Here is a 14936-nt window from a genome sequence, read left to right as displayed (position 1 = left end):
ATTTTCGTCGGGCGGAATGCCCGGAATCAGCGCGCCGTGGTCTCCGGGTCGACAAAGTGGGCGTTCCACGCGCGGTAGGACGGCTCAAGCGGCCCGTCAGCCGCGGCGGCGCCCGGCGCGTCCGGAACGGCGGCGAGCACCGCTTCCTGGTCAGCCGACAGCTCGAACGAGAGTGTTTCCCACATTTTCACCGCGGTCCCCCCCTGGTTATTCACCCTGATCCCTGTGTCGCCACCGGATAGCGGCGCGGGGCATGACGTTACCGGGACGCGGTGTGCGCAGCGATTCCCCGTTCGAGCGGTGACAGATTCACCCGGGTAGCCTAATGCCGCTACGGCGACGACCAGTGGCATTGCCCGTTCGGACGCCAGGACGCGGCCCGGCGACCGTTACCCGCCGACAAGATCCTGGGCACGACCGGAACGGCCGATCAGCAGGACGCCCAGGCATACGGGAAGTCACGGTAAGTGCCGTCCGGCGACGACCGGGACCAAGGCCCCGCGGAGGGTGAGCAGGGCGACCAGAATCAGTCGAACAAGAATCTCATGATTGCCTCGCTGAATATTTGACTTCCCCTGTCCCGCCCGCTGAATGTGCGCGCCAAGGCATTTCCCATGAGCACCCCACCCGTGGTGACCGCAAGGTCTTCCATGCTTGAGGGGGACGCGGGCACCCCGGTCCGGGAAGCTAGCGGCGCGGCAGCGCACGGGCGATGGCGACCTGGGCCGGGTCGAGCGCGGTCTTGCCGTCCTCGATGTCCCACAGGGCGTTCTGCAGCACCCGGCCGAGCGTCCACCTGGCCGCCCGCCGCCGGTCGAGGCCGATGGCCTCGGTCAGCAGGTCGAAGCGGCGCAGCGCGGCACGGGTGGCCGCGGCCGGGGTCAGCGCGGCGTCCGCCCGGCTGATCATGGCGGGGAGCAGGTCGAAGCCGGGGTCGCCCGCGAGGGGTTCCGGGTCGATGGCCAGCCACGGTTCCCGCTCTCCCGCCAGCACGTTGTCGTAGTGCAGGTCCCAATGCAGCAGTCGGTCGCCGGGTTCACCGATCACCTCGGCGACAGCGGCCGCGCAGGTCAGGACCAGCCGCCGCTCGGCGGGGTCGCGCAACCCGGGCACGGCGCGGGGCGCTTGGTCGAGCATGGCGGCGGCGATGTCGGCCAGCCGCCGCAGGCCCGGCGGGGCGGGTTTGGCGACCAGCCGGGCCAGCAGGTCGGCGAGGACGGCCATGGCCGGGTCGTCGGGCAGCGTGGCCAGCGAGCGGGCGCCGTCGAGCCGTTCCAGCAGCATGGCGCTGGTGTCCGGGTCGTGCGCGAGCAGGCGCACCACGCCGTCGCCGTCCCAGGCGCGCAGGCCGACCGGGGCGGCCAGGCTCTCCTCGGTGACCCGTTGCAGCTTCAGCGCCGCCGGGGCGCCGTCGGCGCGGATCACCGGCAGGACCAGCGAGGCCTCGCCGTGCCGGGCCGGGCCGTCGAGCCGTAGCTCCCAGCGGTCGGCGAGAGTCGCGGCCAGCGCGGGCAGCGCGGCGATGAAGGCGCGGCCGTCGCCGCTTCGGCTGTGCGCCGCGGCGAACGCGGCGGGGACGTCGATGCGGATCGACGCGTGCATCGGGGTTTCTCCTTCGTGGGGCTCCGAAAAGGGGGCTGTGACACGAAGGAGGCACGGTGGCGCCCGAGAATCTGGCTGGGGTCAACGCATACCGCCACCCTATCCCCGCGAGGTGGCGGTATGCGCGGGGTTTTCTAAGGAGTGGCGCCGTCGACGTACCGGAACTCCGGGCAGTAGCGCCAACCGCTCTCGTCGGGCAGGGGGAAGGTCATGATGTCCCTGGCCAGCTCGCGCATCGCGCCCATGCGGCCGATGGCGGTGCCCACCAGCTCCTTGGCGCGGACGGGGTCGTCGGCGCGCCAGGCTTCCTCAAGGCTCAGGAGCATTCCGCTGTAGGTGTGGTTGAACGAATAGAGGGTGTCGACCACGTGCGGGTGGTGCTCGGGGATGCCGGGGTCGGCGGCCCACCCGCCCGCGGGGACCTCGGCCGCGGCGTAAGTCCTGGGCATGGCGATGGGGTCGCCGGTGAACGCCCAGATTCCGGCGGGACCCTTGACGAGCTTGCGGCCGTGGTACAGCTCGCGGAACGCGTAATAGTGCGAAAGCTCGCCCTTGGTGAGGTAGTACGGGTTCTCCGGCGATGTCGAGGTGCCTTCGCCCTGTTCCATGATGATGTCGAGGCACTTCAGGACCGTCGTCAGGTTGGCCATCGGGATGATGGCGTTGCCTTCGCCGTGCTTCTGCGACAGGTCGAAGCTGATCTGGCGCTCGGGGCGGATCAGCGCCGGGTCGATGGCCAGGAACGCGGCCTTGATCTTCGCGTAGAACGCGCCGATCGAGGGGTAGTGCTCGGAGTCGAGGGAGACGATCGGCACGTCCGGCTTCTCGATCTGGGAGTACATGTCCAGGCTCGCCCTGGTCAGCCCGCCGAGGCGGACCTCGAGTTCCGGGCGCACCCCGCCGGGGAGGCGGCCGGGGTAGCGCGGGACGACGCCCTGGCCCGCCAGCAGCGGCTCGCCGCCGATGGCGGTGAGCATGTTGCCGACCAGCGCCATGTGCGACATCTCATCGAAGATGATCTCGCGGATTGTCTTGTGGACGTTCTTGTCCCGCTCCGGGTCGATGATCGACCACAGCCCGCACGAGTAGGGCGGGATGGTCGCCAGTTCCAGGATGATCGCGTGCTGCAGCGCGGTCCGCAGCCAGTCGACGTCGAGGTCCTCGTCCGCGGTGGCCATCAGGGTCGCGATGGTCGTGTCCGGCCCGGCCGATGTGGTGGTCATATCGCTTCCTTCGCCTGGTTCAGGTCGCCGAGGTGGTGGTCGCGCCCACCGGCCGCACGGACTCGACGCTTTCGGCCTGGGTCGGCACGGTGATCGCGCATTCGTCCACTTTGTACTGGACGGCCGCCGGGTAGTCGTCGCGGCGCAGCCGGACGCGAACCAGGATCGGCCCCTTGTTGATCTCGTCGGCCGGGTTGTCGATCCGGCCGAAGGCCCGCTCGACCTGGTCGAGGTCGCGCACGTCGAACGCGGTCATCTTCGTCTCGTCTGTGGTGAACACCTCGGCCAGCGCCTGGTAGTTCCAGCGGTGCAGGATGTTGTAGAAGTCGGCGTCCGCCGCGGGCGGCTTGGTGTAATAGCAGGACTGCACCAGCATCTGCTCGATGCCGTAGAAGCCCTCGTTGTCCAGCACGAACACCACCGGCCGCAGGCCGTGCCGGACGTGCGTGGACAGCTCCTGGCAGGTCTCCTGGAACGAGCCGTCGCCGACGAACACCAGCGGCCGCCGGTCGCCGCGGGCCATGGCCGCCCCGGACGTCGCGCCCACCGAGTAGCCGATGGACAGCCAGCTGTTCTGCGCCAGGTAGGTGTCCGGCTCGGCCATGTGCAGGTTCATCGAGCCCAGCAGCGCGAACGCCGCGTCGGACACCACCGTGTACCGGCCCGGCGAGTCGCGCAGCAGCCGGTTGACGCGGCAGAACAGGCTGTCGTAGGTCAGCTCGTTGCCTTGCGGGGCGGCGAAAGTCTCGCTCCGGTAGGCCGCGACGCTGCCCGGCACGTCCAGCCCGGTGGCGTTGCCGATGCTGAAGTAGTCGGCCTCGAAGGAGCGCGTGCCGAACCGCTCGACCAGCCGCTGCCGCAGCGCCTTGATGAACTCGCCCAGCTGCACGTCCGGGAAGTAGGACGCGCCGACGCTGACACCTTCCTTGGCCGCGACGATCCAGTCGGAGCCGACGCTCTGCTCACCGCCCAGGTTCTTCGACGTGGACCAGGACCCCATGCCGATCCGGCAGCCCGCGACGTTCTTGAAGATCTCGCGGACCTTGGGCAGGCTGGCCTTGCCGTTGTAGACGCCGACGAAGTCCGGATTGTCCTCCGACAGCACCGCTTTGCCGCCGATGGTGGTGCAGAAGGGAATGCCGGTGTCGGCCACCAGGTCGGCGAACTCGCCCGCGAGGTCGAACCGGTCGATCTCCTCGCCTGCCCACAGGATCGGCGTGCCGAAGTCCTCGATCAGGTCGACCGCGGCGGCGACGGCCTTGCCGAGCATCTTGCGGTTGGCCTCGGTGACCGGTCGCCGCCGGGCGGTCAGCGTGCCGTGCGGCGCCTCGCACGGCGCGGTCCAGACGTCCTCCATGACCTCCAGGTACACCGGGCGGCGCTCGGACAGGCAGGCCACGATCGCGCCGTCGATCTGCATCGGGGCCAAGCCGGGGTTGGAGATCACCTGGGCGTCGACGGTGACCTGCCGGTAGACCTCCAGGTTGCTCTCCCGGCGCTGGCTCATGTGCGAGGTGAGCAATCCGATGGCCTGGTAGTTCAGCCACTGCTCGTAGGTCGGGGACGCGTTGATCGCGATGATCGGGATGTACTCGACGTACGCGCCGCCGATGGGGTTGAGCAGGCTGAACGACCCGACGCTGTATGTGGTGGCCGCCGCGGCGATCCTCGGGTGCGTGCCGTCGACCCGGCGGGTGCGGGCGTAGGCGTCGGCGGCGAAACCGGCGCCGATCTCGGTCGGCGTGCCCACCCATTCCACCGAGGTGTGTTTATGCAGGATTTCCAGGAACGGGCCGAGGTGGTTGCCGGGAACGCCGAACAGGTGTCGGATTCCGAGCTGTTCCAGCCTGGTCGCCAGGTATCGGCCGACTGTCCATTCGCTACTGTTCGTCTCCGCCATGAGATCATGGTGTCAGCGCCGTGGGAAACCGGGAACCGTTCACGCGGGCGGACGTCCGTTTGCCACCGAGCCGAACCCGATCAAGTGAGAGTTCATTACCCACGGCTGCGGAAAAAGCGGATACCGCTGACCGCAACCCGCATACGGGGGACAACGAAAGAAATCGAATTCGACAACGCGTGTCCGGCGTGGCGTCGGCCCCGCCACCTGCCCGCGCGCCGCCGACGCCAGGACCGCCCTCACCCGCTGGCAGGCGGCTGAACTAGGCTGGGTGCGGCTTGTAGTGATGGCAACCACGAGGATGTGCGAATGTCCAGGACACTTGTGCGGGATCTTTCCGCGCACGTCGGTGAGCGGGTGACCGTCTACGGTTGGGTCAACACGTCCCGACTGCAGCGGAAGATGCAGTTCATCGTGGTCCGGGATCACACCGGGATGGTGCAGGTCACCAACAAGCGCACCGAGCCCGCGTCCGAAGTGGAGGAGACCTTCGAGCGGGTCCCCACCGAGTCGGCGGTGAAGGTGACCGGCACGGTGGTGGCCAACCCCATCGTCAAGCTGGGCGGGGTCGAACTCGTGCCGGACGCGGTCGAGGTCGTCAACGCGGCGGTGTCGCCGCTGCCGATCAACGACCAGACCGGCATCGACCAGCGGCTGGACTGGCGCTTCCTGGACATCCGCCACCCGGCGCGGCAGCTGATCTTCCAGGTGCAGACCACGGTCGAGGCCGCCATGCGCGAGTTCGCCTACGGCGAGGGCGCGACCGAGTTGCACACGCCGAAGTTCATGGGCACCGCGTCGGAGTCCGGCGCCGAGGTGTTCAAGGTCAAGTACTTCGACCGCAACGCCTACCTGGCGCAGTCGCCGCAGTTCTACAAGCAGATGGCGATCTCCGGCGGCATCGACAAGGTCTTCGAGATCGGCCCGGTGTTCCGCGCCGAGCCCTCGTTCACCTCGCGGCACGCCACCGAGTTCATCAGCATCGACGTCGAGCTGGCCTGGATCGACGGCGTCGAGGACGTGATGAGCTTCGAGGAGCGGATGCTCGCGCACGTGCTCGCCGCGGTCGCCGAGAAGCACGGCGAGGAGATCCGCGAGCTGCTCGGCGCCGAGGTCGTCGTCCCCGAGCTGCCTTTCCCGCGCATCCCGATGCGCGAGGCCATCGAGCTGCTGACCGACCAGGGCTGGAAGCCGGAGAAGGTCAAGGGCGACCTCGACCCGGAGGGCGAGCGGTCCATCTCCGCCCTGGTCAAGGAGCGCTTCGGGCACGAGTTCGTGTTCATCACCGAGTTCCCCGCCGGGGTCCGGCCGTTCTACCACATGCGCGCCGAGGGCAACCCGGACGTGACCGAGAGCTTCGACCTGCTCTGGAAGGGCATCGAGATCACCACCGGCGCGCAGCGCGAGCACCGCTACGACGTGCTGGTGAAGCAGGCCGAGGAGAAGGGGATGGACCTGGAGCCGCTGAGCTCCTACACCAACTCCTTCCGATTCGGCACCCCGCCGCACGGCGGGCTCGGCGCGGGCCTCAGCCGCATCCTGATGGTCATGCTCGGCCTGGACAGCATCCGCGAGACCACGTTCCTGTTCCGCGGCCCGAACCGCCTGGAGCCGTAGAGCGCAAGCCGGATGACCGAAGTTTCACCACATCGGTCATAGTTTTGTCCGGATCTCATCTCCGGCGTTTATTCTCGGCGAACGCGGTCGAGCGATATTCGCCGGAGATGAGTCCGTATGACCACCAAGTCGACCATTCTGATCGCCACCAACGGAACGACCGACGGAAGTCGGGTTTACCGGGGCAAAATCGAGCAGCTCTGCCGCACCCTGCGCGAGAGCGGGCACCGGGTGCTGGAGGTCGACACCGCGGGCGACGCCGCGTCGGTGGTCGCCTCCCAGGCCGACCTGGCCGCGGCCATGGTGAGCTGGGACAGCTGGGACACCGACGACCCCGCGCACGACAAGTGCAGGCCTGCCGAAGGCATCCTGCGGTCGCTGCTGCAGCGGTACTCCGCGCGCCTGCCGGTGTTCCTGCTGACCAGCGGCGAGTACGACGACCACACGCCGCTGTGGGTGTCGGAGGTGGTCAACGGGTGGGTGTGGCTGCTGGAGGACACCCCGGAGTTCATCGCCGGGCGGATCGACTTCGCCGCGCGGCAGTACCTTGAGCACATTCTGCCGCCGTTCTTCGGGCGGCTGCGCCGGTTCGAGGACACGCACGCGTACTCCTGGCACACCCCCGCGCACGCCGGTGGCGTGGCGTTCCTGAAATCCCCGGTCGGCCGCGCGTTTTTCGACTACTACGGCGAACCGCTGTTCCGCACAGACATCTCCGTCTCCGTGGGCGAACTGGGCTCCCTGCTTGAGCACACCGGGCCCATCGGCGATGCCGAGCGCAACGCGGCCCGGGTCTTCGGCGCGGACCGGACGTACTTCGTGCTGCACGGCTCGTCCACCTCGGACCGGATGATCGTGCACAGCGTGGTGCCCGACGACCGGATCGCGCTGCTCGACCGCAACTGCCACATGGCGATCAACCACGGCGCCATGATCACCCGCGCCCGTCCGGTGTACCTGGTGCCGACCCGCAACGGCTACGGCATCACCGGCCCGGTGCCGCCCAAGCGGCTGGCCCCGTCGGCGATCACCGCGGCGATCGAGGCGAGCCCGACCGCGTCGGCGGCGCGGGACAAGGCCCCGGTGTACGCGGTGATCACGAACTCGACCTACGACGGGCTCGCCTACGACGCCGGCCGGGTCACCGAACTGCTCGGCCAGTCGACGCCGGTGCTGCACTTCGACGAGGCCTGGTTCGCCTACGCCCACTTCAACCCGCTCTACGCTGGCCGCTACGGCATGTCGGTCGACGGACAGACGCGACCGACGGTGTTCGCCACGCACTCCTCGCACAAGCTGCTCGCCGCGCTGTCGCAGTCGGCGATGATCCACGTGAAGGAGGGGACCGCAGCGCCATTCGACCACGAGCGGTTCAACGAGACCTACGCGATGCACTCGACCACATCCCCGCTGTACCCGATGATCGCCTCCTGCGATGTCGCCGCGGGCATGATGGACGCGGGCGCGGGCGCCTGGCTGACCACCGAGGCGATCACCGAGGCCATCCGGTTCCGCAAGGCGATGATCGGGCTGGCCCGGCAGATGGCCGCGGTCTCCGACCGGCCGCCGTGGTTCTTCGGCGTGTGGCAGCCGACCGACGTCACCGACCCGCGCACCGGCCGCACCACCGACCTCTACGACGCGCCGCTGGACCTGCTGCGCACCGAGCCGGGCTGCTGGACCCTCGACCCGGACGCCGACTGGCACGGCTTCCCCGACCTCGAACCCGGCTTCTGCCAGCTCGACCCGACCAAGACGACGATCACCTGCCCCGGCGTCGACGCCGCGGGCGGGGTCTCCGACACCGGCATTCCGGCCCGCATCGTCACCGCGTACCTGGACCGGCGCCGGATCGTGGTCGAGAAGACCGACGCCTACACGTTCCTGGTGCTGTTCTCGATCGGGATCACCAAGGGCAAATGGGGCACCCTGCTCGACGCCCTCACCGACTTCAAACACTTCTACGACAACGCCGCCCCGCTCGCCGAGGTGCTTCCCGACCTGGTGAGCGCGCACCCCAAGCGGTACGGCGACCTGACCCTGTCCGACCTCTGCGACGAGATGCACCGCTACCTGTCGTCCAACGACGTCATCGGCCTGCTCAACCGGGCGTTCACCAACCCGACCCCGCCGACGCCGGTGCTGACCCCCGCGGAGACCTACCAGCGCCTCATCGGCGGCGAGACCGAACTGGTGCCGCTCGCCGACCTGGCGGAACGGGTGGTGGCCACCCAGGTCGCCGCCTACCCGCCGGGCATCCCGGTCCTGATGCCGGGCGAGCGCACCGGCCAGCACGACGGGCCGCTGCTGACGTACCTGCGCGTGCTTGAGGACTTCGACCAGTGCTTCCCCGGGTTCACCACCGAGACCCACGGCGTGCGCAAGGAGAAGGGGCAGTACTGGATCTCCTGCGTGACCGGCCTCGACGGCTGACCCGCGCCGCTGGGCAGGCGGAACCCTGCGAAATTCGGCATACCAGGGGCCGTTTTCGCGGAAAGCCTTGTGCGCGACCGCTTACACTGCGTGCGTGGGCGACGACTCGGGCGGAACGCGCAACGAGGTCGGCCCGGTCGACGGGGGAACCGTCGTCCAGGCCGGGGTGATCCACGGCGGGGTGCGCGTCGCCGCGCCCGGATGGCGGCGGCCGGTCGTCGCCTCGACCGCGCTCGTGGGGCTGCTCGGCGCGGCGGCCGTGTGGTGGGCGAGGCCGCCCGAAGCCCCGCCGCCGCCCCCGGCGGCACTGGACGTCTCGGCTCGGGTGGACAGCCACTGCGCGCTCCGGCTCGTCGGCGACGGCAGGCCCGCGGGCGTGCCACTCGCGTTCACCGACACCGCGGTCATCCACCTGACGGCCCAGAACCGCAGTGAGGAAGAGGTGCTGATCCTCGCTGTCCGGATCGTGGTGCAGCGCCGGGAACCGCCGCCCAAGGCCGGCCGCCTCGTCCGCGAACCCTGCGCACCGTCGCCGCTGCCCGTTCGGAACTTCGTGGTCGACCTCGACGCCGATCCGCCGCCGGTCCGGCCAGAGCCCGCGGCCGCGAAGCCACTACCGAGTGGGGCCGCCCCCGCGCCGGAAGTGGCCGCTTTTCCCTTCAAGGTCAGCCGAAACGATCCGGAGGTCTTCCGGCTGGGCTTCACCGCGGAAACCTGCGACTGCACGTTCACGACGGTCGTGGACTGGGTGTCCGGCGGCGAGACCCACGAGGCCGCGGTGGGCCCGCACCGGATCGTGCCCATGGTCGACGCGCTCATCCGCCGTGAATGAGCGCGCCGACCGGATCGAGCGTCTTAACAGGTCTTCCGCAGGACCGAGCCGGAGGTGCCCGACAGCGACACCGACGTGACGGAAGCCCCGTCCGGGCCGAGGAAGGAGCGGCCGAGCGGGACGGTCACCGCGCCGGTGCCTGTCTTGTTGGCGTTGACGACGGCCACTCCGCAGGCGAAGTCCCGGCGGAAGACGTTGGTTCCCACCGACTGGTAGGCGCCGGTCGGCGCGCCGAGGTCCCAGTCGTACTCGGGGTGCCAGGGGGTCGGGTCGCCGTAGGCGTCGGTTTGGGCGACCTCGGCGATGGCGGTGTTGCCGCCCGCGGCCATCAGGTAGCTGGCGAGGACGTAGCGGAACGGGTGGTCGTCGCCCGCGTCGAAGTGCGGCTGCACCCAGGTGGTCTTGCCCGCCGCCTCGTTGGCCGCGATCTGGGCGACCTGCCTGCTCCACCCCTCGGGGTACTCGGAGAGCAGGTTGCCGCTGCTGAAGGCCAGCCACCACTCGTCGAATCCGCCGTCGAGGTTGGCCATGTAGGCGTCCCACGCGCCGGTGTGCAGCCGCGCGTTCGACAGGTTGGCGACCGTCTTGAGGCCCGCCGCGGTGAACTTGGCGCGGGTGTTGGCGAACATGGACTTGTAGGCGTCCTGGATCGCCGCGTTGGTCGGGTATTTCGCCGGGCAGACGCCCGCGTGGTAGGCGTCGCAGGGGAACAGGGCGTTGTCCATGAACACCCCGTCGAAGCCCGCCGCGGTGCTGCTGGCGATCACGTTGTCCGCCCAGGCGTTCTGGTAGGCGGTGTTCCCGACATCCATCTGCCAGTGTCCGGAGTAGCCGCTGTACTCGAAGCGCTGGCCGGCCGGGCCGAGCAGGAACCAGTCGGGGTGGTTCTTCTCCGCATCGCAGTAGCCGACGCCGGTGGGCAGGTGCGGGTCGTCCACACCGCCGCGGCAGGCGTAGCTGCGGGTCGAGGTCAGGTCCTTGTAGACGAACACCTGGACGGCCGGGTTCGCCGCCTTGAGCTTGGCGACCAGCCCGCCCTCCCAGGCGTTGAGGACGATGTGGCTGCGCCGCTTCGCCTCGGTGGCGAGCATGGCGTCGGTCGTGGGGGTGCTGTTCATGTGCAGCCAGAACGAGCGCACCCGCCCTGCCGCGGCGTCGAGCACCGGGGCGGGCGCAGGCCCGGCCCCGGGCGCTGGGGCAGGCGTTGGCGCTGGGGCGGGCGTCGGGGCTGGGGCGGGCGCTGGGGCGGACCCGGGCGCAGGCGTCGGCGCGGGCCTGGTCGCCGAGGGGCGGTCGGGGCGCCGCCAGTCCGCTGCCGTCTCCGGCGCGGCCACCAGCGACGTGGTCAGGCCCGCGAGGGCCAGCACGGCTGCGACGAGCGCATGGGCGGACGGGAACCAGGGCATGACGAACTCCTTGCGCGGCGGCGGGCGGGCCAAAGGCAGCGCCGGGCGAGCCGCGGTATGACGGTGGGGACCGGGGAGCGCCCCGCGGGGGCCGCTCGGAACGAGGCGCGTGTGCGCGTCGAAGTCGATATTCGCTTTGTACTGGGGGATTCGGGGTTCAGTCGGCAGTCAAACCGCTGCTTTAGGGGCAAGTCAAGTAATGCGGGTCACAGTCAAAAAAGGATCTCCTTTCGGGCCGCTTTTTTGAGATCACGCGACGGAAATCAGTCCAAGACCGCACCGCAGGTCATGTTGATCGCCGCCCCGGTCACCGTCCTGGCCCAGTCCGACGCGGCGAACACCGCCACGTCGCCGACGTCGGCCAGGGTCGCGGCCCGGCCGGTCAGGGTGCGGGCGATCAGGTCGGCCTCGATGGCGGCGCGCTGGTCGGCGTCGGCGGGGATGGACTCGGGGATGCCGGAAGTCTGGAGGGTGACCACCCGGACCCCGCTGGGCCCCAGCTCGGCCGCGAGCTGGCGGCGCATGGCCTCCACGGCGTCGAAGGCCGTCAGCAGGCCGCCGAGGTGATAGGCGCGCATCGGCGCGCGGTCCCCGGTGCCGCCGAACATCATGATCACCCCGGAGCCCTGCCGGACCATGTGCCGGGCCGCGGCGCGGGCGGTGAGGAACTTCGAGGTCACCGCCGTGACGACCGGGCTGAGGTAGTCGGCCAGGGACATCTCGACCATCGGCGTGCCCTGGACGTCGGAGTCCGCGATGACGTTCAGCGACACGTCCAGACTGCCCGCCATCGCGACCACGCCATCCGCGTGGTCGTCGACCGCCCCCTCATCAAGCGCGTCGACCACAGCGGTCTCCGCGACCCCACCCTCGGCGCGTATCACCGCCGCCACCCGCTCCAGCGACACCGCCGTCCGGCCCGCGAGGAACACCCGCGCCCCCGCCCGGGCGAACGCCCGCGCGACCGCCCCGCCAACCGAGCCACCCCCGCCGTAGACGACCGCGTTCTTCCCGTCGAGCAACAGCATGTTCGCCTCCCGTGTCGATGTCTGACACCACTACAACCCTGGCAAGCCGCCAAACTCATCGCTCGGCGCGGAACTACTTCAAGATTTTCTCGGGCAGCCCGAACCGGCCGAGGTCAACGGTCACGAACGACGCGACCTCCGGAACCTGGGTCAGGCGCGGTGGTGGTCTTTCCTGGGCAGGAAGACCACTACTCAATCAAGGCTTCGACGGTGTTCAGCCGGTCGGCCGTCCTGGTCGAGGACATGCGTGCCGCGTATTCCCGTGCGTTGTCCAGGGTCGCCTTGGCGGCGTCCAGCAAACCTGCGCAGGCGTAGGATTCAGCGAGCCACGAAAGGTACAGCGCGACTTCGCGGGCGTGTTCCTCTGGGTAGGTGGCGAGTGCCGAGGACAACAGGGGGGCAGCCTTGTCCGGTATCCCCAATTCGATGAAACATCGACCAGCCATCACATCGATTTCAGCCCTGTTAAGCCAGTAAACCCACTCGGGCTCCTCGGCATCGGTGAAGCGCTGCTCGTACGCATCGTCTACCGCGTCCAATGCGCGCAGCGTCGCCCCACGGTCCTTGACCTTGGCGGATGCCCAAGCCACCCGCTCCAGCAGCAGCGCGCGGACCACGGGCGTAGCGTCTCGGGCACCCGCGACCGCAGTACGGGCAAGCAGCACCGCGTCATGTGGATCACCCACATTCGCGATCTGATAGCTGAGCGAGGAAAACAGCTGTGCCACTAGCGGGTCGTTGTCCGCCTCCGAAGCCACGGAAACGCCATCGAGGTACAGCCGCTGCGCTTCCGTGTGTCGGCCCGCATCCGACGCCACCCACCCGGCAAGCTGTGCGAGCTCCCCGGTCACGGTGAACAAACTCTGACCGACCGGCCCGGCGTAGGAACCCTCCCGCACCAATGCTTCGGCTTCGGCAAGCTCTCGCCGGATGGCGGGCAACAAGTCGGCGCTTCCGACAACATCGTCAAGGTGTCTCAGTTCAGCCACCCGGGCGTCCAAGGCGTCTACGAGGGAACTTCCCAAACGGCGACCCGCACGGCGCTGCATAGCCGCAGGAGAATCCCTTACCAGCCACTCATGGGCGCGACGAACGGGATCGCTTCCAATCGAGACGCCGAGCAACTCCTCGTAGGCGCCGATGACTCCCGGCGGCACTCTCCGCTTCCCGGTCTCGATCAGGCTCAAATAGGCCGGACTGTAGTGGAGGCGTTGAGCCATTCGAGTGAGGCTGACTCTGGGCTCCGCAGCCTCACGCGCCGCTCTGAGAGCGTCGCTTAGTTCCGACACGCCTACTCCCGGTCCACGTTGTCAACGTCTGTAAACGCTCCTCCAGCATAAACGCAAAGTACAGCCGGTAGGAACGAGGAAGGCACACCACGATGACGACGACCAGGCGAGAGGCACCGGGTGCGTATCACAAAAGAGGCTCTGTTCCTTCGTCCACGGTCGGTGATCCTGCAACCTGAGACACTGTGCAATCTCGATTGCGGATACTGCTACCTGCCCTTCCGACATGCGCGGAACACCATGCCGGTCCCGGTCGCGCGGTCCGTGGCACAGTCCATTCGGCCTTGGACGACCTACGGGACCGTCGATGTTTGCTGGCACGGTGGCGAACCACTGGCGACGGGCCGCACCCACCTCGCGAAGTTGATCGACACATTCGCGGGACTGGACGTGAAGCACGGGGTGCAGACAAACGCCACTCTGATAGACGACGCCTGGTGTGACTTCTTTGCCGAGCGCGACATGTACGTAGGAGTCAGTATCGACGGAGCGGAATCAGACAACACGAATCGTGTGGATCGGCGCGGGAAACCGGTGTACGACAGGGTCATGCGGGCGATTCAGCTCCTCCGAGCGTACGGCCATGACTTGTACGTGATCGCCGTCGTCTCCGACCCCACGCCCGATCGCGCGCGCTGTCTCTATTCGTTCGCCACAAGTGTCGGAATCAAGTCTCTGGGCGTCAACATCGAAGAGCAGGAAGGCGCCAACGCTAGGGCAAGCGTGCACGACCGAAAGTCAGTGGAAGGGTTCTGGTCGGAGTTGACACGTGCTTGGCGGGCGAACCCAGTCACCCGAGTTCGAGAAGTCGACCGGGTGCTCAGTTATGTCCGCGAAGTGTTGGGAGGCAGCACCGGGGTCCGCCGGGAGCGGCCGTTTATCGACCCGCTGCCGACCGTCGCTCACGACGGCTCGGTGACTCTCATCTCTCCCGAACTGGCCGGGTTCAGGTCAACCCAGGGTTGCTTTTCAAGCGGAAATATCCTGACCGATTCGCTCGGCGACATAATCGAACGGTCAGCAGCGAAAACTCCGTGGATCTCCGCATTCGCTCGGGGCGTGGACGGCTGCGAGCGAACCTGTCCCTACTTTGCCTTCTGCGGTGGTGGCCACCCGGCAAATCGCTACTTCGAGCAAGGTCGCATGAGCGGCACCGAGACAGAATATTGCCGAAACAGCAAAATCGCACTGATGGAAGGGGTGTTGCAAGTTGCCCAACTCGATCCTGTTGGAAGACCGAATTCGGGAACGCAGTACGGGACTGGCTGACCTGGGCGAGTTCAGGCGGTGGAAGCATCTGATTCGAGGAGTTCGGTGAATACCTCGCTGGGTTTCTTCCAGTCGTGGATCTTACGGGGTCGGTCGTTGATCTCGGCGGCGATCGCGGCGAGGTAGTGCGGGTCGCTGGTGATGGTGGTGCCCTTGGGCAGGTATTCGCGGACGATGCGGTTGAGGTTCTCGTTGCTGCCGCGCTCCCACGGCGAGTGCGGGTGGGCGAAGTACACCGGCAGTCCTGTCGCGGTGATGTCCTTGTGCAGAGCCATTTCCGCGCCGCAGTCCCACGTCAGCGACCGCTTGATCGACGCCGGGAGCGGCCCGACGGCGG

Annotated in this window: 12 protein-coding genes; 4 read left to right on the top strand and 8 right to left on the bottom strand. The window is 68.4% G+C overall.

Annotation, left to right across the window (positions count from 1 at the left end; genetic code table 11):
* Positions 1–26: 26 nt before the first annotated feature.
* The 4 genes from BLS56_RS31815 to BLS56_RS26620 all read right to left on the bottom strand — a co-directional run bounded on the left by BLS56_RS31815 (position 27) and on the right by BLS56_RS26620 (position 4725).
* A complete protein-coding gene (locus BLS56_RS31815) occupies positions 27–185 on the bottom strand; it encodes a hypothetical protein (protein WP_175483063.1) in 159 nt (52 codons plus the stop codon).
* Positions 186–687: 502 nt separating this feature from the next.
* Positions 688–1602, bottom strand: a complete 915-nt coding sequence (locus BLS56_RS26630) for an aminoglycoside phosphotransferase family protein (RefSeq protein WP_091456344.1) — start codon at positions 1600–1602, stop codon at positions 688–690.
* Between the two features lie 134 nt (positions 1603–1736).
* A complete protein-coding gene (locus BLS56_RS26625) occupies positions 1737–2825 on the bottom strand; it encodes a ferritin-like domain-containing protein (protein ID WP_091456342.1) in 1089 nt (362 codons plus the stop codon).
* Between the two features lie 19 nt (positions 2826–2844).
* The gene (locus BLS56_RS26620) at positions 2845–4725 is read right to left on the bottom strand and encodes an alpha-keto acid decarboxylase family protein (RefSeq protein ID WP_091456340.1); all 1881 of its coding nucleotides are present in this window, start codon (positions 4723–4725) and stop codon (positions 2845–2847) included.
* Between the two features lie 309 nt (positions 4726–5034).
* Here BLS56_RS26620 and aspS point away from each other — a divergent pair, with 309 nt between their 5' ends.
* The 3 genes from aspS (at position 5035) to BLS56_RS26605 (ending at position 9607) form a co-directional block, all read left to right on the top strand.
* On the top strand, positions 5035–6342 hold the full coding sequence (aspS, locus tag BLS56_RS26615) for an aspartate--tRNA(Asn) ligase (RefSeq protein ID WP_175483062.1): 1308 nt from the start codon (positions 5035–5037) through the stop codon (positions 6340–6342).
* 117 nt (positions 6343–6459) lie between these two features.
* Positions 6460–8775, top strand: a complete 2316-nt coding sequence (locus BLS56_RS26610) for an Orn/Lys/Arg family decarboxylase (RefSeq protein WP_091456336.1) — start codon at positions 6460–6462, stop codon at positions 8773–8775.
* Between the two features lie 94 nt (positions 8776–8869).
* The gene (locus BLS56_RS26605; protein WP_091456334.1) at positions 8870–9607 is read left to right on the top strand and encodes a hypothetical protein; all 738 of its coding nucleotides are present in this window, start codon (positions 8870–8872) and stop codon (positions 9605–9607) included.
* 23 nt (positions 9608–9630) lie between these two features.
* Here BLS56_RS26605 and BLS56_RS26600 read toward each other — a convergent pair whose 3' ends face one another.
* The 3 genes from BLS56_RS26600 to BLS56_RS26585 form a co-directional block, all read right to left on the bottom strand.
* Positions 9631–11013: a putative glycoside hydrolase gene (locus BLS56_RS26600; protein WP_139191014.1), complete on the bottom strand. Its 1383-nt coding sequence runs from the start codon at positions 11011–11013 to the stop codon at positions 9631–9633.
* Between the two features lie 263 nt (positions 11014–11276).
* A complete protein-coding gene (locus BLS56_RS26590) occupies positions 11277–12041 on the bottom strand; it encodes an SDR family NAD(P)-dependent oxidoreductase (RefSeq protein WP_091456325.1) in 765 nt (254 codons plus the stop codon).
* A gap of 188 nt (positions 12042–12229) precedes the next feature.
* Positions 12230–13330, bottom strand: a complete 1101-nt coding sequence (locus BLS56_RS26585; RefSeq protein WP_091456323.1) for a helix-turn-helix domain-containing protein — start codon at positions 13328–13330, stop codon at positions 12230–12232.
* Positions 13331–13450: 120 nt separating this feature from the next.
* On the opposite strand from BLS56_RS26585, the gene amcB reads away from it, so the two are divergent.
* Positions 13451–14599, top strand: a complete 1149-nt coding sequence (amcB, locus tag BLS56_RS26580) for a cyclophane-forming radical SAM peptide maturase AmcB (protein WP_091456321.1) — start codon at positions 13451–13453, stop codon at positions 14597–14599.
* An 11-nt stretch (positions 14600–14610) separates the two neighbouring features.
* Here the strand turns inward: amcB and BLS56_RS26575 are convergent.
* Positions 14611–14936, bottom strand: a 326-nt coding sequence (locus BLS56_RS26575) for an IS30 family transposase (protein ID WP_139191013.1), incomplete at its 5' end; no start/stop codon positions are given.

It is taken from the genome of Actinokineospora iranica (assembly GCF_900101685.1).
GTDB lineage: Bacteria > Actinomycetota > Actinomycetes > Mycobacteriales > Pseudonocardiaceae > Actinokineospora > Actinokineospora iranica.
This window is presented reverse-complemented; position numbering and strand designations above follow the sequence as displayed.